Genomic DNA, 18,085 nt, shown 5'->3' on the forward strand with positions numbered 1-18,085 from the left:
GTCACACGCGTGCGAAGGCCCAGATCTGCGCCGTGTCGTCGGGCGCGGCGGTCTGCTGCTCGATGGGGGAGCCCAAGCCGGTGGTCATCGCCGCGACCTTGCCGCTGTGCCGGTTGACAAGCAGGAACCGCGAGTCGGCCACCCGGCGTAGCGTCCACTGCTGACCCAGCGGGTTCGTGCTGCACGTGCGCAACGTCAGCGCGAGCCCCTCCGTCGCGTTCTGTGTGTTGGCGGCGCACAGGCCGCTGCGCACATGCACCAACTGCCAGTACGACCCGATCGCCTGCAGGCGGAACTGCTGCGTGGTGTTCGCGCTCCGGGCCGCATGGCTGATCACCTGGCCCACATCGGAGGCGACCGGCGCCGACAGAGCCGCCCGGTTGCTCAACGCCGCGATCGTGTAGACCGCGTTGTCGACGGGCGTACCCGGGTCGGCGATCCTTGTGAAGAACCACCGCTGGTTCGGCGCGCCGGTGTAGACCTGCTGGTCGACAAGGGCTCCGGCGGCGGTCGGCTGGGTCAGTGCCAGGCCGCTCCGCCAGTTGAGGATCGTGAAGGAGCCGTCGGAGTGCGGCAGGTAGGCCCACCGCATGCCGTCCTGCCCGTTGCAGTCGTACTGCAGGACCCGGGTGCCCGGGGTGACTCCGCTGTAGGCGGTGTCCACGCAGTGGAAGCTGTCGCGGTTCTGCAGCTGAAGGCCGGTGTTGTACGTCACCAGCCACTGTTGGCTGGGCGCCGTGCTCGACGCGGCGGTGGCGTGCAGGTACTTCAGCGGGTCACGCACCGTGCCCCCGTCCGGGTCGACATCGAGCGCCCTGCCGGAGGCCACGTTCTGCACCGTGTAGGTCCAGCCCGACCGCGGGTAGTTCTGGTTGTCCGCCGTGGTGCCGGCGCGGAAGTACACGCTGTTCGCGGTGTTCCAGTGGGTCGCCAGGTACGTCCCCGCCGCCGGCTGGGCGCTGAAGAAGTCGTCACCGCCGCAGTCGGGCAGCCGCTTGTGGTCGTACTGCGCGCAGTCGAACGAGAAGTCCTCGGCGTAACACATCAGGTCGAAGCCCTGGCTGCAGTGCCCGGTCGAGGCGAAGTGCGGCGCGCTGCTCTGGATCGCGCCGATCGTGTGCCCGAACTCATGCGCGATCGCGTTCGCGCCGAGGCAGTTGGGGGCGGCGTCGACCCGGGCGTACCGGACGGCCGTGTTCGCCGCGTTCGCCGCGCCCGGCTGATCGTCGCCGGTGCCCTGGGCCAGCCCGCAGACGACTGTGGCCTCGGTGATCAGCAGGTATTTGCGGTTGGAGACGGCGTTGTAGCCGAGCGCCTTGACCGCGTTGATCGACGCGTCGAACGTGTCGAGGGCGCCGGCGGGCACCACGACGTTGCGGACCACGGCCTGGCACGAGCCGTTGACTGTCTCGGTGAGGTACCTGATGTGCCGGCTCTCGGCGTGGCGGGCGGCGGCGTCGTTCCAGGCCGCGTCCGCGTTGAGCAGCCAGGCCTGGAGTACCGGCTGCATCGCCGCGTACCGGTCGGGCATCGACGCCTCACGCACGTACAGCACCTCGACCCGGGGGCCGGCGGTGCCGTCGCAGGTGAAGCCGATGAACGGGCCCCCGGCGAGGGCCGTCGTCGAGTTGCCACCTGCTGCCGGCACCGATGAGGCCAGCGGACCCGTCCGCGCGCCGCCGAGCTGCGCGCCGGGGAAGACGTCGTCGTTCACCGTCGACACGGGCGCCGGTTCGTCCGGGACGGCCGCGGCGCTGGTCGCCGTCGCGCCGAGCATCACCAGTATCGCCAGCCCTACCGTGGCGATTCTTCGCACAGACATACCTGCTCGCTTCGATCGGACCCCGCGGGGCGGAGTGCACGAGATGGACGGACCCGCACCGTGCCGGTATCCGCAGTGGACGCCGTCACGCCGACGTGGCCGTACCGGCCGGGGCGAACGTACGGGCACTGCGCATAGGGGCCGTACATCCGCTGCATATGCACCCGTGACCGGACGGGCTGCCTGATCCGCCCGGCCCGGCGTACCGGCGCGGGTGTTGCCGGCCCTGTACGTGCGATGTGCGGTGAATATGCGTGTCCGTGAGGGACTGCGTGCTGACACACGACGAGTGGGGGCGCCTGCCGCGTACCGGGCGGACATCGAGGCGTACCGCGCCTGACTCCCGTCGCGGGGCTCGCCACTGCCCGGCCGGGCCCCGCGTCACCGGTGAACGAAAGGAAGCGCCATGCACCTCCGATCGCTGAGAGCCTCACTTGCCGTCCTGCTCGTCCTGATCGGCGCGATTGTCATAGCGGCCCGGCCCGCTCCGGCGCTCGGCGACGTGCAGCCGGCCGCCGGTCAGTACACGCCGCTGACCCCGGCCCGGATCGCCACCTCGGCAACCGTGCCGGTGCAGGGCGTCTTCTCCTTCGACCCGCGCGGCGCCGCAGGTGTGCCCGCCACCGGCGTCTCGGCCGTGGCGATCAATCTGACGGCGACGAGTACCGCCACCGGCTACCTGACCGTCTATCCGGCGGCGACCACCCGGCCGGGCACCTCCACGGTGAACTTCCGGCCGAACCTGACCATCGCGAACTCCGCTGTGGTGTCGCTCGGCACCGGCGGCCGGGTCTCGGTCTACAACAGCTCCGCCGACGCGACGGTACGGCTGCACGTCGACATCACCGGATTCTTCAGCGCCGCGGGCGTCACGGCGGCCGGTTCGTCGTACGTGCCGTTGACGCCGGCCCGGATCGCCGCCGGTCTGCCCGTCGCCGCCGGCGAGTACACGACAGTCGCCCCGCTGGGGCTGGGCGGCATCCCGTCCACAGGCGTCACGGCCGTGCTCGCCCACGTCACGGTCAGCTCGTCGGCGGTCGGCTGGATCAGCGTCTATCCGGACGGGGTGACCCGGCCGGGCACGTCAGTTGTCAACCACCGGGACGACGGCGGGTCGTACACCAATCAGGTCCCGGTCACGCTCGGCGCCAACGGCCGGTTCAGGATCTACTCGCAGTCGGCGTCGACTGTCACCGTGGACGTGGTCGGCTATTACCTGGGGCCTGCCGCGACGGAGGCGGGCAGTTCCTACCTCGGGCTGACCCCGGCCCGGGTACTCACCTCGGAGCTGCTCGAGGCCGGGCAGACCGGAACGTACCTGCTGGCCGGCGTCGGCGGGATCCCGGCGTCCGGGGCGTCCGCCGCCGCGTTCAACCTCACCGCGGCCGGCGGGACCGCGAACGGCGCGCTCGCCGTCCGGGCCGCGGACGCGCCGCAGACGGTCGCCCGGCTGCTGTCCTACCGCTCCGGAGGGGGCTGGCCGACGATGCAGGTCAGCAAGCTGAGCCCGGACGGCCGGATCGCGGTCTACAACAGTGGCGGCGCCGCCGTCCGGTTCCACCTGGACGTGGCCGGCTACTACCGCGCGGCGACCGCGCCCGGTGCGCCTCGCGCTGTCACCGCCCGTGCCGAGGACGGACGGGCGAGCCTGACGTGGACGCCACCGGCGACCGACGGCGGCGCCGCGATCACCGGTTACCGGATCACCGCGAGCCCGGGCGGTGGCACGCTTGACGTCACCGGAACCACCTCGGCGGTCTTCGCCGGCCTCACGAACGGCACGGCGTACACGTTCACGGTCAGCGCCGTCAACGTGGTAGGCCGGGGACCGTCGAGCGCGGCCTCGGCCGCGGTCAGCCCGGCCGCGCCGTCCGTCCCGGGCGCCCCCGGCGCGGTCACCGCCACCGCGCGGGACGGCGCCGTGTGGGTGGCCTGGCAGCGTCCCGCGAACGATGGGCGGCTCCCGCTGGACACCTACACGGTGACCGCCTCGCCCGGTGGCGCGACAGTGACCGTGACCGCGACGGCCACCGAGGTGGAGGTGCCGAAGTTGACGAACGGCACCGCGTACACGTTCACGGTCCGGGCCGCGAACGCGCGGGGTGCCGGCCCCGCCTCGGCCGCGTCGGCGACGGTGACGCCGGGCCGGACCGTGCCGGACGCGCCGGTCGGGGTGCTCGCGGCCGCCGAGGGCAACGGCGTGGTCATGGTGGAGTGGACCGCCCCGGCCTACACCGGCGGCACCCCGATCACCGGTTACACGATCACGGTGCAGCCCGGCGGCCGGACGGTCACCGCGCCGGCGACCGCGCGGTCCGCCGGAGTGACAGGCCTGACCGCAGGCACCCAGTACACGTTCGCGGTGACCGCGCGCAACGCCGTGGGTGCCGGCGCCGGGACGGTCTCCGAGCCCAGCCGGGCGGATCTCACGCTCGCCTCCAAGGCCCGGCAACTGTCCGCAGCCGCGCTCGGCACGCTCACCGGGATCACGGACACCACGCTCGCCTTCACCGGCGCGCCGGCCGAGGTGACCGGGCTGCCGGTCGGCACGGTGCTCGTGGTGCCGGACGCCCCGGTCGCGCCGGACGGATTCCTGCGCACGGTGAGCAGGGTCGCCACCAGCGGTACGACCACGACCGTGAGCACCACCGACGCGGCCACGAGCGAGGCGTTCACGGACGGCGGCTTCGGGTTCTCCGGCCTGCTGCCACCGGTGTCACAGGCGGGGGACGGCTTCGGAACCCAGACGATCACGCCGGAGCACGAGTTCCTGGTGCAGGAATGGGAGGTGGCCGCCGGGGTGAAGCTCAACGCAAAGATCAAGCTGTCGGTGGCGCTCGACGGCAGCATCGACTTCCCGGACGACGTGATGCTCTCGGCGGACGCCACCTCGCACGTCGAGGCGTCGCTGACCGCGGAACAGCCCGCCGAGCTGAAGGAGCGGGAGCTGAAGCTGGGCAGCTCGGACTTCAAGGCGGCGAAGGCCTCGAAGTTCTTCCGGCCGAATTTCACAGTCAACTTCTCGCTCTTCGTCTCCGGGAGCGTCGGTCCCGGCTTCACCACCTCGCTGAGCTCCGCCAAGACCGCCGGGGCGACAGTGCACCTGCCCGTCGTGACCTCGTCCAGCTTCCGGAACCCGCCCGCGGTCTTCGAGGTGGAGGCGCCGAACACCTACATCGACGGCGGCGTCAAGATCGGCGTGCGGGTTCAGGTGGTCGGCGAGATGTACAGCAAGGACATCGCCAAGCTCAACGTGGACGCGTACAACGACTCAAGCGTCTCCCTGCTCGGCGACCCGTGGTGGAAGGTCGAGGACTGCGTCCGCGTCGGCGCCGAGCTGGTGCCGTTCTTCAACCGCACCGCGTACAAGAATCCGGCCCTGTTCGCGCCGAACTGCACCCGGGTCGCGGGAGCGGACGGTGCCCTCGCCAAGCTCGACATCTCCCCGAAGGACGTGACGCTCGCCCGCGGCGGCACAGTCGACCTCAAAGCCGACAGCAACTACCTCGGCGGTACGGTCGCATGGGAGGTGCAGGGCACGGACAACGGCACCATCACCAGCGCGGGGCGGTACACCGCACCGGCACGGGACGGGATCTTCACAATCGTCGCCACGGTGCCGGCCGGCATCACCAGGCCGGCCCAATCGGCGTCGGTCCGGGTGAGCGTCGGATTGCCGGGGCTGCCCACCGTCTTCGCCTTCCCGGACCCGGTCCGGCCCAACGGCGTCACCGTCCCGGTCGTCGGGCTGGTGGTCGGCTCGGGTCCCGGCGCGGCCCCGGAGTCCTTCATCGTCACGAAACAGCCGGTGGAGTCGAGCCCGATCTTCTGCGACTACTACATCCTTCCCGGGCCCGGCACGTACACGCTGCTCGACCAGAACTCGGCCGGGCAGCCGTGCAATCAATTCCAGCCCGGCAAGACCTACACGCTCACAGTGACGGCACACAACGCGAACGGTGGCTCGGCCGCAGCCCGAAGCAATCCGGTGACGGTCCTCGTGCCGGCCGCGCGGTCCTCGACCGCGAACGGGCCGTCCACTGTGACCACCTTCGCGTCGGACTGATCCCCGCCGCGCGGTACGGGCCCCGCCGAGCCCGTACCGCGTGTGCAGACCGGCCGATGAGATCCGGCGGGCGTGTCAGTCGGCGTCCCGGAGGTCGTAGCCGCCGGTGGAGAGGCGGCCTTCCACGGTGTGACAGACCTGTTCGAGGACTGCGACGCGCGCGTAGGCCTTGTTGTCACCGGCGACGACGTGCCAGCGGGCACGCTTCTTGTCGGTCTTCTTGAGCATGTCCTCGATGGCGGCCTCGTACTCCTCGCGGCGGTCGCGGTTGCGCCAGTCCTCGGCGGTCAGTTTCCAGGTGCGCAGGGGGTCAGCGGCACGGTCGTTGAAGCGCCGGAGCTGCTCCTCGGGGGAGACGTGCATCCAGAACTTGATCAGAATCATGCCTTCGGCGGTGATGGTGCGCTCGAACTCGACGATCTCCTGATAGGCGCGGCCCCACTGCTCCTTGGTGGCGAAACCCTCGACGCGTTCGACCAGGACCCGGCCGTACCAGGACCGGTCGAGAACGGTCATCCCGCCCCAACCGGGCAGAACCGCCCAAAAGCGCTTCAGGAAGTGGTGCCGTTTCTCGTCATAGGTCGGGGCGGCGAACTGGGAGACGCGCACGTGCCGGGGGTCAAGCGGCGCGACAAGCCGCTTTATCGCCCCTCCCTTGCCGGACGCGTCCCAGCCCTCGAAGACCACGCACAGCGGCGGCCCGAGCTTCCCCTCGCCCAGCTGCCCGCCGAGCAGCAGCCGCAACCGCAATAACCGCTGCTGGGCAGCCTCGAGCCGTTCCAGCGCTTCACGTTTCCCGAGCCGGGCCGACAGATCCACCCGCGACAGCCGCGTCGTCATCCCACCATCCTCGCACTGATCATGAGCAGCTCCTCGTCCTGCAGGAATCCGCGCCAGCCGCCCGACCAGCACAGCCGCCGCGCGCTGCCGAGCACGGCCCGCGCGATGGGCACGCCCTCGGCCGCGCCGATCTCCGCCAGGTGACCGAGCGCCACCGGCATGATCGGCAGGTACTCGCCGTCCGTGAGCGGGGCGGCCAGCTGGCGGAGAACAGGAATCGCGTCGGTGACCCGCCAGAACGCGTGGGCGGCCGCCACCCGTACCCACTGATCCGTTGATCCGGTCATTCCGGCCCGCAGCCCGGGGCGGCGGCGTGCGATCCCTGGTCCGCAAGCAGCGGCGGCACGTCCGTGGCGGGCCCGTAGTTGTGCTCCAGCCGTCGCCAGTCCACCGCATCGAGATCGTGTTCTATGGTCGCTCAGCCTAGTCCCGGTTTGCCGATCGGCGCATCGGGCACAGGCCGGGCGTGACTTTCACGAGCGAGTACCGGAGCGTCGCCGGGCGTCGCCTGCACATCCGGGCGCGCGACGAGCCCGGCACGCCCTGGGTGCTGCTGCACGGCCTGGCCGTCTCGCACCGCTACCTGATGCCGACCGCCGAGGCGCTCACCGGCCCGGTCTACGCCCCTGACCTGCCCGGATTCGGCCGCTCGGTCGGACCGCGACGCAGCCTCGGCCCGGTCGAGCACGCCGCCGTGATCGCGGAGTGGATGGACGCCGCCGGTCTCCGGGGCGCCCGCCTGATCGGCGGCTCGTTCGGCTGCCAGGTCGCTGTGGAACTGGCGCTCACCCGCCCGGACCTGGTCACGCTGCTGGTCCTGATCGGCCCGACCGTCGACCCGGCCGCCCCCAGCATGACCCGCCACGTCCTGCGGCTGATCTGGGACTTCCGCCGCGAGGACCCACGGCAGCTGCCGGTCGTCGTCGGCGGCGCGTTCGCCGCCGGGACCCGCCGCATCCTCGGCACGCTCCGCACCGCCGTCCACCACCCGATGAAAGACCGGCTCCCGCTCCTCACCCAGCCCGTCCTGATCCTGCGCGGCGAACACGACCCGATCGCCCCGGAGCGCTGGACCACACATGCCGCACGCCTCTCCGGCGGCCGGGCAATCACGATCCCGGGCGCGGCCCACAACGTGATCACCACCGCGGGCACCCGCGTGGCCGCCCTGGCGACCGCGTTCGTCCACGACGCCGAATCGGTCAGATCAGACCCAGAAATATCGTGATATTCCCACGTCCGCCGAGCGAGGGACCCGCATGCTCCCGCGGGCTCCAGCCCCGCGGCCCACGGTCAAGACCCGCCCGCCCCCTTCCGTACCCCCGTGGGTCTGTGGGCTTGTGCTCCTCGGTGATCAGGGGTGGGGCGGATAGGCTGCAGGTGAGAAGAGCAGAAGGAGGCCCGAGTGAAGATCCCGGGACCCGACCACCCGATCACGGTGGAGCCGGCCAAGGCGCGCGTCGTGGTGCGTGCCGGCGAGAAGATCATCGCGGACACCACCTCGGCGTTCGCGCTGAAGGAGGCGTCCTACCCGGCGGTGTACTACATTCCGCTTGCCGACGCGGACGAGTCCGTGCTCATCGCGACGGACACGCACACCACCTGCCCGTACAAGGGTGAGGCGTCCTACTACACGATCCGCACCGACGAGGGCGACCTCACGGACGCGGTCTGGTACTACCCGGAGCCGTACGACGCGGTCTCGCCGATCGCCGGCCACCTCGCGTTCTACCCGGACAAGGTCGAGATCGTCGCGATCGAAGAGGGCTGACAGCATGATGCGGGACCCGCTGGAGCTGCTTGACGTCGCCGGCCTGCTGACCGACGAGGAACGGCAGATCCAGGAGACCGTGGCGCGATTCGTCGCCGGCCGGGTCCGCCCGCATCTGGCCGAGTGGTTCGAGGCCGGCACGTTCCCGCGCGAGCTCGCGCCGGAACTGGGCCGCCTCGGGCTGCTCGGCATGCACCTGGACGGGTACGGCTGCGCGGGCACGTCCGCCACCGCGTACGGCCTGGCCTGCCTGGAGTTGGAGGCGGCCGACTCCGGCCTGCGCAGCTTCGTCTCCGTGCAGGGCTCGCTGGCGATGTACTCGATCCACAGGTACGGCTCCGAGGGGCAGAAACAGCAGTGGCTGCCCCGGATGGCCGCGGGTGAGGCGATCGGCTGTTTCGGCCTGACCGAGCCGGACTTCGGCTCCGACCCGGCGAACATGCGGACCCGTGCGGTCCGCGACGGGGACGACTGGGTGCTCAACGGCGCCAAGATGTGGATCACGAACGGCAGCATCGCGGACGTGGCCACGGTCTGGGCCGCGACCGAGGATGGCATCCGCGGCTTCCTGGTCCCGGCCGGCACGCCAGGCTTCACCACCCGCACGATCACGAACAAGCTGTCGCTGCGCGCCTCGATCACCGCGGAGCTGTCGCTGCAGGACGTCCGGCTCCCGGAGAGTGCCCGGCTGCCCGACGCGAAGGGCCTGCGCGCGCCGCTGAGCTGCCTGAACGAGGCCCGGTTCGGCATCTGCTTCGGCGCGGTCGGCGCGGCCCGGGACTGCCTGGCCGTGGCGCTCGACTACGCGACGGAGCGGGTGCAGTTCGGCAGGCCGATCGCCGCGTTCCAGCTGACCCAGCAGAAGATCGCGGACATGGGCGTCTCGCTCGGCACCGCGGCGCTGCTCGCGGTGCACCTGGGCCGGCTCAAGGACGGCGGCCGCCTGCAACCGCACCAGGTAAGCGCCGGCAAACTCAACAACGTGCGTGCGGCGCTGGCGATCGCCCGGGAGTGCCGGACGATCCTCGGCGGCAGCGGCATCACGCTTGAGTACTCGCCGTTGCGGCACGCCAACAACCTGGAGTCGGTGCTCACCTACGAGGGCACCTCGGAGATCCACACGCTTGTCATCGGTGAGGCGCTTACCGGCCATGCTGCGTACCGGTGAAAGCGGTCAGGGCATTCAGCGCCGATAGGTGCTCACCAGCGCGCCGGACTCGAACGACAGGCTCTCCACGAGCGTGAACGGCGACGGCGCGAACCCGGCGCCGAACATCGGCTTCCCCGTGCCCGCCACCACCGGGTAGCGCTTGACGATCAGTTCGTCGATCTCGGGCAGCAGCTGCCCGGCCAGGTCCGCGCCGCCGCAGAGCCAGATCCCGAGGCCGTCCTCCTGCTTGAGCGCCCGCACTGTCTCGGCCGGGTTCCCGGCGACGATCTCCACCGCCCGGTCCGGTGAGGTGAGCGTCCGGGAGAAGACGATCTGCCGCAGGTGCGCGTAAGGGCTGGCGTCACCCAGCTGGTACGTCGCGCGGCCCATCAGCACGGTGTCGAAGTGCTTGTTCGGCACGTCGGCCAGCCCGGCCTGCGTGCGGAACTGGGTGGGAACGGTCTCCGGCCACTCCGCGTTGATCGCCTCAAGCACGTCCGCCGCCATCGGGAAGAAGTCGAACTCGCCGCCCGGCCCGGAGATGAAGCCGTCGATCGTGGTCGCCACGTAGTAGGTCAGCCGTCTCATCCGACAATGATCCCAGCCTGCGGCCCGGTGCACAGCAGCGGCCGGAACCACACAGCGGCGCCTACGCGGGGCGCATCCCGGTTACGGCCGGCGCGCCGGCCGCGATCGAGTCCGAGCAGTGAACCGAACGGCCGCGGAGTCTGCACACTCCGCGGCCGTTCCGCATCAACGTCAGGGCGACGGCGAGACGACCGGCGCCACGTGGCTGAAGGTCGCGCTCAGGTTGCTTCCGACAAGCGTCACCGCGCCGATGATCACCACCGCGATCAGAGCCGCCAGCAGGCCGTACTCGACGGCGCTGGCACCACGGTCGGAGGTCACGCGCTCGCGGATCACGGTCCGCACGTGTTGGATCATGGGGGGCCTGCTTCCGATTCGGGGTACGGCGCATCCGTGCGCCGTACCCCCTCCATCGGCCGCTGCCCCGCCGGTCCGACCCAGAATCGGTTGCAGACCGGTTAGTCCGCCGACCGCAGCATCGCCCGGCACGAGGAGATTGTCAGCGGAAGCGGACAGCTCCTGTCCTATAAGCCGTGCGATCGTGGATGGATGCTGGAGACCTCGGGACGGCTGCTCAAACTCCTCTCGTTGCTGCAGGCCCGCCGCGACTGGCCGGGCGGCACGCTCGCGGACCGGCTCGGCGTGAGCGGCCGGACCGTCCGCCGCGACGTGGACCGGCTCCGCGAACTCGGCTACCCGGTCCAGGCCACCAAGGGCCCGGAGGGCGGCTACCGGCTCGGCGCCGGCGCGGACCTGCCGCCGCTGCTCTTCGACGCGGAACAGGCCGTCGCGGTCGCGGTCGCCCTGCAGACGGCCACGACAAGCATCGACGGCATCGAGGAGGCGTCGCTTCGCGCGCTCGCCACAGTCCGCCAGGTGATGCCGGCCCGGCTCCGGCACCGGGTGGACGCGCTGCAGGTCACGTCCGTGCGCCAGGCCGCGGACCGGCCACGCGTGGACGCGGAGGTGCTGCTCGCGGTCGGTGGCGCGGTCCGGGCGCGCGAGGTGCTTCGCTTCGACTACAAGGACGCGCCGCGCCGCTGCGAGCCGCACCACGTGGTCATGTGGGGCGGGCGCTGGTACCTCGTCGCGTGGGACCTGGACCGGCAGGACTGGCGTACGTTCCGGGTGGACCGCCTGACGCCCCGCACGCCGAACGGGCCGCGTTTCACACCCCGCGAGCTGCCCGCGCCCGATGTGTCGTCCTATATCGCGCAACGGTTCGCGTCGCCGGAGATGCCGTGCACCGGCACCGTCATCCTGGCCGCGCCAGCGGAGGCCGTCGCGCCCTGGGTGCGGAAGACCGACCTGGTCGAGCCGCTCGGCGACGGCCGCTGCCGGCTGACGCTGAGCTCCTGGTCGTGGGTCGGGCTCGCCGCGACAACGGGCATGTTCGACGCCGAACTGGAGATCGTCGGCCCGCCGGAACTGCGCGAGGCGGCCCTCCGCCTCGCGCAGCGCTACACACGCTCTAGCACTCCAGGTGACGTCGAAGGAAGTCGCCGGTGACCGAGCGCGGTTCGTTCATCAGCGCCGCGGGCGGCCCGGCGAAGACCAGCTCGCCGCCCTCGTGACCGGCGCCCGGGCCGAGGTCCACGATCCAGTCGGCGCGGCAGATCACGTCCAGGTGGTGCTCGATCACGATCACCGTGTGGCCCGCGCCGGCCAGCCGGTCGAGAAGCGTGTTCAGCTGCTCCACGTCGCGCAGGTGCAGGCCGGTGGTCGGCTCGTCCAGGACGTACACCTGAGGTGTCTGGGCATTTGCGCTTCCGGCCAGCTTGATCGCGAGCCGGAGCCGTTGCCGTTCACCGCCGGAGAGCGTGTCGAGCGACTGGCCGAGCGTCAGGTAGCCGAGCCCGGTGTCGACCATCGCGCTCAGGACCGGCCGCGCCGCCTTCTCGGTCACGAAACCGACAGCCTCTGCGACCGGCATGGCCAGCACCTCCGCGATGTTCTTGCCGCGCAGCCGGTACTCGAGCACCGACGGGATGAAACGCTTCCCGGCACACTCCTCGCAGACAGTGGCGACCTGGTCCATGAACGCCAGGTCCGTGTAGGTCAGGCCGATGCCGCCGCAGCGCGGGCAGGCACCCGCAGAGTTCGCGCTGAACAGTGCCGCGTTGACGCCATTGGCCTTCGCGAACGCCTTGCGCAACGGCTCAAGCACGCCGGTGTACGTGGCCGGCGTCGACCGCCGCGAGCCCTTGATCGCGCTCTGGTCGAGGAAGACCGCGTCCGGCGCGATCCGGGGGAGCGAGCCGTGGATCAGCGAACTCTTGCCGGACCCGGCCACGCCGGTGACCACTGTCAGCGCGCCGGTGGGCAGCTCCGCGGTGACGCCCTTCAGGTTGTGCGTGCGCGCGTCCTCGATGCGCAGCCATCCCGTACCCACGCGGGGGTTGTCCTTGATCGTCGCCTGGTGCGAGAGGGCGCGCCCGGTGGCGGTGTCCGAGGCGCGGAGACCGTCGAGCGTGCCCTGGTAGACGATCTCGCCGCCGCCGCTGCCCGCACCCGGCCCCATGTCGATCACGTGGTCCGCGATGCCGATCACCGCGGCCTTGTGCTCCACCACAAGCACTGTGTTCCCCTTGTCGCGCAGCCGGACCAGCAGCTCGTTGAGGCGGTGGATGTCGTGCGGGTGCAGGCCGGTAGACGGCTCGTCGAAGACGTAGGTGATGTCGGTCAGGCTGGAGCCCAGGTGCCGGACCATCTTCACCCGCTGGGACTCGCCGCCGGAGAGCGTGGCCGACCGCCGGTCCAGGCTCAGGTAGCCGAGGCCGATGTGGCCGAGGTTGCCGAGCCGGTCCGCGAGCGCGGTGACAAGCGGCGTGACAGTCCCGTCATCCGCCTTCCGGACGAACTCGGCCAGGTCGGTGACCTCCATCGCGGCGCACTCCGCGATGTTCCTCCCGTTGATGCGGCAGGCCAGCGCGGCCGGATTGAGGCGGGTGCCCTCGCAGGCGGGGCAGGCGGACCGGGTCGCCACCCGCTCGACTGTCGCGCGCGCGGCAGGCTGCATCGAGTCGAGATCCTTGCTCAGGAACAGGCGGCGGAACTTCGGCAGCAGCCCCTCGTAGGTCGAGTTCATCGCACTGCCGCCGGGCATCTGGAGCTTGACCTTCGCCTCGGGCAGATTGAGCAGCTTGTCCCACTCGTCCTCGGTGTAGTCGCGCAGCTTCTTGTCCGGGTCGAAGAAGCCGGACTGCGCGAAGATGCTCCAGAACCACTGGCCGACCGCGAACTGCGGCAGCCTCAGCGCGCCCTCGTTGAGGCTCTTGTCCCTGTCGACGAGTTCATCAACGTTGAGCGCGGACACGTCGCCGAGGCCCTCGCACTCCGGGCACATGCCGGACGGGTCGTTGAACGACAGCGCGATCGGATGCGGCACCGCCGGCGTGCCCAGACGTGCGAAGAGCAGGCGCACCATGGTGTACGCATCCGTCGCCGTGCCCACGGTCGAGCGCGAGTTGCCGCCCATCTTCTTCTGATCCACCACGATCGCGGCGGACAGGTTGCCGAGCGAGTCCGCGTCCGGCTGGCCGTAGCCGGTCATCAGGTTCTGCACGAACGCCGGGTACGTCTCGTTGATCAGCCGCTGCGACTCGGCCGCGATCGTGTCGAACACCAGCGACGACTTGCCCGACCCGGAGACACCTGTGAAGACGGTGATCCGCCGCTTCGGGATGTCGACCGACACGTCCCGCAGATTGTTCTCCCGCGCGCCGCGGACCTCGATGTTTCCGTAATCAGCTGTGGTCACGCGTCGGATCGTACCATGTACCGTACATAGTACGGTCCGCTACGATGGCATCGTGAAGAGCCGCGCCCTGGACCCCGCCCGCACGCTCGCGCTGCTCTGGGGCGCACACGGGAACGCCGGCCGCAGCGGCCTCAGCGTGCGCACGATCGTCGCCGCCGCAATCGAGATCGCCGACGCGGAAGGCCTGGAAGCCGCGGTCATGCGCCGCGTCGCCGAACACCTCGGCGTCGGCACCATGTCGCTCTACACACACGTCCCCGGCAAGACCGAACTGACCGCACTGATGGCAGACACCGTGCTCGGCGAGCTGTACCCCGCCACCCGCCCCGGCTCCCACGACGACTGGCGGGACGGCCTGCGCGCGATCGCCCACGAGAACTGGGCGCTCTACGAACGCCACCCCTGGCTGCCGTCCGCCGTCGACGGCCGCGGCGAACTCGGGCCGAACGTGATGCGCAAATACGAACTCGAACTCGCCCCCCTCGACGGCATCGGCCTCACCGACGTCGAGATGGACTCCACCCTCACCATGCTCCTGGTCTACGTCGAGGGCGTCTGGCGTACCCGCCAATCCCTGCGCCGCGCCCACGACCAGACCGGCCTCTCCGACGCCGAATGGTGGCAGAACACCGGCCCCGTCCTCGAGCGCGTGATGGGCGGCAGCCAGTTCCCCCTCGGCGGCCGCGTCGGCACCGCCGCCGGCCAGCAGCACAACGCCATGCTCGACCCGGCCCACGCCCTGTCCTTCGGCCTCGACCGCATCATCGACGGCATCACCCGCCTCATCGACCGAAAGCCATAGATCATCTGCCGAGTTGATCGCGCATCACCACCCGAGGCCTCCCGGCGACACCGGTCGTCGCTGGCGCTCCTCCCTGCCAGGTCCGTGGTCGCACGATCAACACCCGGAGGCGGGCCGGCCCGGTGCGGTGCGTGACAGGTCAGCCGTTGATCGAGCGGTCCAGGATCTCGACCGTGTGGGCGAGCTGTGGGGGAGTACCGCCACGGCGGCGGAACGCGTCCGCGATCTGGAGGAGACAGCCGGGGTTGGCGGTGACCAGGAAATCCGCGCCGGTGGCGGCGATCGCGTCGGCCTTGCGGTCGCCAAGCTCGGCGGCCGGCTCGGGGTGGAGGACGTTGTAGATGCCCGCGCTGCCGCAGCACAGACCGCCGTCGTTGATCTCCCTGACCGTCAGCGCGGGAATCTGCCCCAGCAGCGCGCGCGGCGCGGACCGGATGCCCTGGGCGTTCGCGAGGTGACAGGCGTCGTGGTAGGCCACTGTGAGCGGAAGCGGGTGGCGCTCGGCCACCGGGCCCAGCTCGTGCAGCAGCTCGGCGATGTCGACGACCCGGAACGGCGGCTCCTCGCCGAGGATCTCCGCGTACTCCTTGAGTGCGGACCCGCACCCGGCCGCGTTCGCCACCACCACGTCGACCTCACGGAACGCCTTCACGACGTCCAGTGCGAATCGCCTCGCCTCGCGGTCGCGCCCTGAATGCCAGGACAGCGCACCACAGCAGCCCTGTCCCTTCGGCACGATCACCTCGACGCCCTCGGCGGCCAGCACGCGCACCGTCGCGGCGTTCACCTCAGGAAAGAACTCCCGCTGTACGCAGCCGGTCAGCATCCCGACGCGCGCCCTCGACACACCGGTCGCCGGTGTGCGCGTGGCGACCCGCTCGCGGCGCCGCCGACCAGGCTGATCGCGGGCCGGTGGCGGGGGAGCGACGTGGTGCTCGGGCTGTGAACCGCGGTCGTGGGAGCCGGCGGAGAGGTGCGGGGCGCGGCTTTGCTGCTGATCGCCTGTTCGGCTCTGCCCCCGATCCCCGGAGCGGCTCTGCCACCGGTCTTCGGAGCGGCTCTGCCACCGGTCTTGGGGGTGGTGCTGTGGCTCGGGTGCCAGGCGGGCCAGGAGTGCAAGCCGCGGGGCGATCCGCTCCAGGACGCGGCCGACGCCCATCCGGCGGTAGAGATGGAGCGGCCCGCGCAGCAGCCGGAGCCGCCCGGGACGCGGAAAGACCGCGAAGATCATGGCCCGGAGCAGGCGCTCCCGGAACGGCCGCCGATGCTCCTCCTCCACCTGCGCCCGGGCCGCGCCGATCAGCAGGTCGTAGCGCACGCCGGACGGGCACGCCGGCATGCACGCCAGACAGCCCAGACAGGCGTCCAGATGCCCGGCCAGCACGTCGTCGACAGGTGCGCCGCCGATCGCCTGGCCGATCAGGTGGATCCGGCCGCGCGGGGAGTCCATCTCCTCGCCCCACAGGCTGTACGTCGGGCACGCCGGCAGGCAGAACCCGCAGTGCACACAGTCCCCGACCAGCGTCGGATCCGGCCGCCGCGTCCCGCTCATCCGCACAACCCTCCTAGCGTCGCATCGCCCGTCGTGTCACAGCCCGCCTGGTCACAGCCCGCCGTGTCACAGCCCGCCGTGTCACAGCCCGCCGACGAACCGGCCGGGGGAGAGCCGGCGGTCCGGGTCGAACTGGTCCTTGACCCGCCGCATCAGGTCCAGCGCCGGGACCGGGCCCCACATGTCGACCGTGGCCCGGACCGCTGGCGGCGCGTCAAGCACGATTGCGGCGCCTCCGTGCCTGGCGCAGACGACGCGCAACCTGGCCAGCGCGACGGCGACCCGCTCCGGAGAGGCGTGCGGGAGCACCGCGGTGAGGACTCCGGCCGCGGCCGCGCCGCGCAGTGCGGCACCCTCGTCGCGGGCGGCGGACACCACGTCGAGCAGCCCGGAGCGGACGAACGTCAGGCGTAGCAGCGTCTCGCCGCTCCCGGTCGCCGGGAGCGCAGCCCACCACGCCGGCGCTTCCGCCCGCACGTGTACCTCTTCCGCGCCCGCCTTCTGCAGCAGCTCCCGGACGGCCGCAGCACGCCCGGCGACCCCGGCCGCCGGGCCCTCCACAAGCACCACGACAGCGCCCACGCCAGAAATGCTGCAGTTGCCGCCGGCCTCGCGGGTCTCGCGGGCCTCGCGGGTTTTGCCGGTCTCGCCGCGTGCTGCCGAACGAGCGCCGGGCTGGTCGGAGCCGTCACCGGGCACCGAGGAGAAGCCACCGCTGGTCGCCGGACCTGAGCCGTCGCCTGATCTGTGGATGCGGTCGCTGCCTGCCGGACCAGCCGCGTCGCGCCTGAGGTCAGGATCGCGGGGTGGGGCGGGGAGGTCGAGTTCGATTGCGGAGGGGGCGAGCTGGGCGCCGGCGATCGCCTCGATCAACGGGGTGACCAGCGACGGGCCGAGGATCGGGGCGGTGATGAACGCCCGCGCGGCGGGGAGCGGGCGCAGGCGGAAGATCAGGCGGGTGAAGACCGCGAGCGTGCCGTAGGAGCCGCACATCAGGCGGCCCAGGTCGTACCCCGCCACGTTCTTGACGACGCGCCCGCCGGAGATCGCTGGTGTTCCGTCGGGCCGTACCACCGAGATGCCGATGATCTGGTCTTTGATCGGTCCGGCGAGGAGCCGGGACGGCCCGGAGTGGCCGGTCGCCACCGTGCCGCCGAGCGTCGCGCCCGGGGTCGGCGCGTCCACGGCCAGGCGCTGACCGGCGACCGCGAGGTGGCGCTGCACGTCGGCCAGGCGGGCACCGGCCTCCGCGACAAGCACGAGATCACCGGCCGCGTGATCGATGATCCGGTCCAGCCCGGACAGGTCGAGGATCAGATCCAGCCGCGACGGTGGCGTTCCCCAGTCCAGGCGGGTGCCGCCGCCACGGGCGACCACGGCGAGGTGGTACGCGGCCGCGACCCGGAGTACGTCCGCGACCTGCGCCGCGTCGGCCGGCCGGGCGACAAGCGCCGCGGGTACCCCGGCGACGACAGGTGCTCCTACCGGCGCGCGGCCGGTGGCATCGGCCCATCCGCCGTTCGCCGCGTTCGCCGGCATTCCGTTCGCCCTGTCCGCGGGCGTTCCTGTCGTCGCGCCCGCCAGCGTTCCGGCTGCCGTGCCCGTAGGCGTGTCGGCTGCCGTGCCCGCCGGCGTTCGGGCTGCCGTGTCCGCGGGCGTCTCAGCTCCATCGTTGACAGCGTGAACCTCTACGCAGACGCCCCTGAGCGCGCCGAGCGCATCCCCACCCATCGT

At 71.4% G+C, this 18,085-nt stretch carries 14 protein-coding genes; 6 read left to right on the forward strand and 8 right to left on the reverse strand.

The window, feature by feature from the left end; all coding sequences use genetic code 11:
- Window position 1: 1 nt before the first annotated feature.
- Window positions 2-1,822: an RICIN domain-containing protein gene (locus ACIA8K_RS19920; protein ID WP_396061063.1), complete on the reverse strand. Its 1,821-nt coding sequence runs from the start codon at window positions 1,820-1,822 to the stop codon at window positions 2-4.
- Window positions 1,823-2,228: 406 nt separating this feature from the next.
- On the opposite strand from ACIA8K_RS19920, the gene ACIA8K_RS19925 reads away from it, so the two are divergent.
- Window positions 2,229-5,888: a fibronectin type III domain-containing protein gene (locus ACIA8K_RS19925; RefSeq protein ID WP_396061066.1), complete on the forward strand. Its 3,660-nt coding sequence runs from the start codon at window positions 2,229-2,231 to the stop codon at window positions 5,886-5,888.
- Window positions 5,889-5,963: 75 nt separating this feature from the next.
- Here ACIA8K_RS19925 and ACIA8K_RS19930 read toward each other — a convergent pair whose 3' ends face one another.
- Both ACIA8K_RS19930 and ACIA8K_RS19935 read right to left on the reverse strand, forming a co-directional pair.
- Window positions 5,964-6,728, reverse strand: coding sequence for a polyphosphate kinase 2 family protein (locus ACIA8K_RS19930; protein ID WP_396061068.1), 765 nt, complete (start codon window positions 6,726-6,728; stop codon window positions 5,964-5,966).
- Window positions 6,725-7,015 carry a hypothetical protein gene (locus ACIA8K_RS19935; protein ID WP_396061071.1) on the reverse strand — a complete coding sequence of 97 codons (291 nt, stop codon included), beginning with the start codon at window positions 7,013-7,015 and terminating at the stop codon, window positions 6,725-6,727. The genes ACIA8K_RS19930 and ACIA8K_RS19935 overlap by 4 nt, the downstream gene beginning before the upstream one ends.
- Before the next feature lie 179 nt (window positions 7,016-7,194).
- Between ACIA8K_RS19935 and ACIA8K_RS19940 the strand changes: the two genes are divergently transcribed.
- From ACIA8K_RS19940 to ACIA8K_RS19950, 3 genes are all read left to right on the forward strand, one after another.
- Window positions 7,195-7,956 carry an alpha/beta fold hydrolase gene (locus ACIA8K_RS19940; protein WP_396061073.1) on the forward strand — a complete coding sequence of 254 codons (762 nt, stop codon included), beginning with the start codon at window positions 7,195-7,197 and terminating at the stop codon, window positions 7,954-7,956.
- Window positions 7,957-8,133: 177 nt separating this feature from the next.
- The gene (locus tag ACIA8K_RS19945) at window positions 8,134-8,499 is read left to right on the forward strand and encodes a DUF427 domain-containing protein (protein WP_396061076.1); all 366 of its coding nucleotides are present in this window, start codon (window positions 8,134-8,136) and stop codon (window positions 8,497-8,499) included.
- Window positions 8,500-8,503: 4 nt separating this feature from the next.
- Entirely contained in the window at window positions 8,504-9,667 is a 1,164-nt protein-coding gene (locus ACIA8K_RS19950) for an acyl-CoA dehydrogenase family protein (RefSeq protein ID WP_396061078.1), read from the forward strand.
- A gap of 15 nt (window positions 9,668-9,682) precedes the next feature.
- Here ACIA8K_RS19950 and ACIA8K_RS19955 read toward each other — a convergent pair whose 3' ends face one another.
- Both ACIA8K_RS19955 and ACIA8K_RS19960 read right to left on the reverse strand, forming a co-directional pair.
- Window positions 9,683-10,237, reverse strand: a complete 555-nt coding sequence (locus tag ACIA8K_RS19955) for a dihydrofolate reductase family protein (RefSeq protein WP_396061081.1) — start codon at window positions 10,235-10,237, stop codon at window positions 9,683-9,685.
- Window positions 10,238-10,408: 171 nt separating this feature from the next.
- A complete protein-coding gene (locus ACIA8K_RS19960; protein ID WP_396061083.1) occupies window positions 10,409-10,594 on the reverse strand; it encodes a Flp family type IVb pilin in 186 nt (61 codons plus the stop codon).
- 192 nt (window positions 10,595-10,786) lie between these two features.
- On the opposite strand from ACIA8K_RS19960, the gene ACIA8K_RS19965 reads away from it, so the two are divergent.
- Entirely contained in the window at window positions 10,787-11,746 is a 960-nt protein-coding gene (locus ACIA8K_RS19965; protein ID WP_396061085.1) for a helix-turn-helix transcriptional regulator, read from the forward strand.
- On the opposite strand, the gene ACIA8K_RS19970 is transcribed toward ACIA8K_RS19965, so the two are convergent.
- Window positions 11,709-13,997, reverse strand: a complete 2,289-nt coding sequence (locus tag ACIA8K_RS19970; RefSeq protein ID WP_396061088.1) for an ATP-binding cassette domain-containing protein — start codon at window positions 13,995-13,997, stop codon at window positions 11,709-11,711. The genes ACIA8K_RS19965 and ACIA8K_RS19970 overlap by 38 nt on opposite strands.
- Before the next feature lie 52 nt (window positions 13,998-14,049).
- On the opposite strand from ACIA8K_RS19970, the gene ACIA8K_RS19975 reads away from it, so the two are divergent.
- Window positions 14,050-14,799, forward strand: a complete 750-nt coding sequence (locus tag ACIA8K_RS19975; RefSeq protein WP_396061090.1) for a TetR/AcrR family transcriptional regulator C-terminal domain-containing protein — start codon at window positions 14,050-14,052, stop codon at window positions 14,797-14,799.
- A gap of 139 nt (window positions 14,800-14,938) precedes the next feature.
- Here ACIA8K_RS19975 and ACIA8K_RS19980 read toward each other — a convergent pair whose 3' ends face one another.
- Window positions 14,939-16,351, reverse strand: a complete 1,413-nt coding sequence (locus tag ACIA8K_RS19980; RefSeq protein ID WP_396061092.1) for a (Fe-S)-binding protein — start codon at window positions 16,349-16,351, stop codon at window positions 14,939-14,941.
- Window positions 16,352-16,432: 81 nt separating this feature from the next.
- Window positions 16,433-17,890 (reverse strand): FAD-binding oxidoreductase, encoded by a 1,458-nt coding sequence (locus ACIA8K_RS19985; protein WP_396061095.1) that lies wholly within the window; start codon window positions 17,888-17,890, stop codon window positions 16,433-16,435.
- Window positions 17,891-18,085: the final 195 nt, after the last annotated feature.

It is taken from the genome of Catenuloplanes sp. NPDC051500 (genome assembly GCF_044454585.1).
Classification (GTDB): domain Bacteria; phylum Actinomycetota; class Actinomycetes; order Mycobacteriales; family Micromonosporaceae; genus Catenuloplanes.

Excerpts from the sequence above, each read along its gene's own strand:
- ACIA8K_RS19985 (WP_396061095.1), bottom strand. The coding sequence starts at position 17,890 with ATGCCGGCGAACGCGGCGAACGGCGGATGGGCCGATGCCACCGGCCGC.
- ACIA8K_RS19980 (WP_396061092.1), bottom strand. The coding sequence starts at position 16,351 with ATGAGCGGGACGCGGCGGCCGGATCCGACGCTGGTCGGGGACTGTGTG.
- ACIA8K_RS19920 (WP_396061063.1), bottom strand. The coding sequence starts at position 1,822 with ATGTCTGTGCGAAGAATCGCCACGGTAGGGCTGGCGATACTGGTGATG.
- ACIA8K_RS19930 (WP_396061068.1), bottom strand. The coding sequence starts at position 6,728 with ATGACGACGCGGCTGTCGCGGGTGGATCTGTCGGCCCGGCTCGGGAAA.
- ACIA8K_RS19955 (WP_396061081.1), bottom strand. The coding sequence starts at position 10,237 with ATGAGACGGCTGACCTACTACGTGGCGACCACGATCGACGGCTTCATC.
- ACIA8K_RS19965 (WP_396061085.1), top strand. The coding sequence starts at position 10,787 with ATGCTGGAGACCTCGGGACGGCTGCTCAAACTCCTCTCGTTGCTGCAG.
- ACIA8K_RS19960 (WP_396061083.1), bottom strand. The coding sequence starts at position 10,594 with ATGATCCAACACGTGCGGACCGTGATCCGCGAGCGCGTGACCTCCGAC.
- ACIA8K_RS19935 (WP_396061071.1), bottom strand. The coding sequence starts at position 7,015 with ATGACCGGATCAACGGATCAGTGGGTACGGGTGGCGGCCGCCCACGCG.
- ACIA8K_RS19925 (WP_396061066.1), top strand. The coding sequence starts at position 2,229 with ATGCACCTCCGATCGCTGAGAGCCTCACTTGCCGTCCTGCTCGTCCTG.
- ACIA8K_RS19950 (WP_396061078.1), top strand. The coding sequence starts at position 8,504 with ATGATGCGGGACCCGCTGGAGCTGCTTGACGTCGCCGGCCTGCTGACC.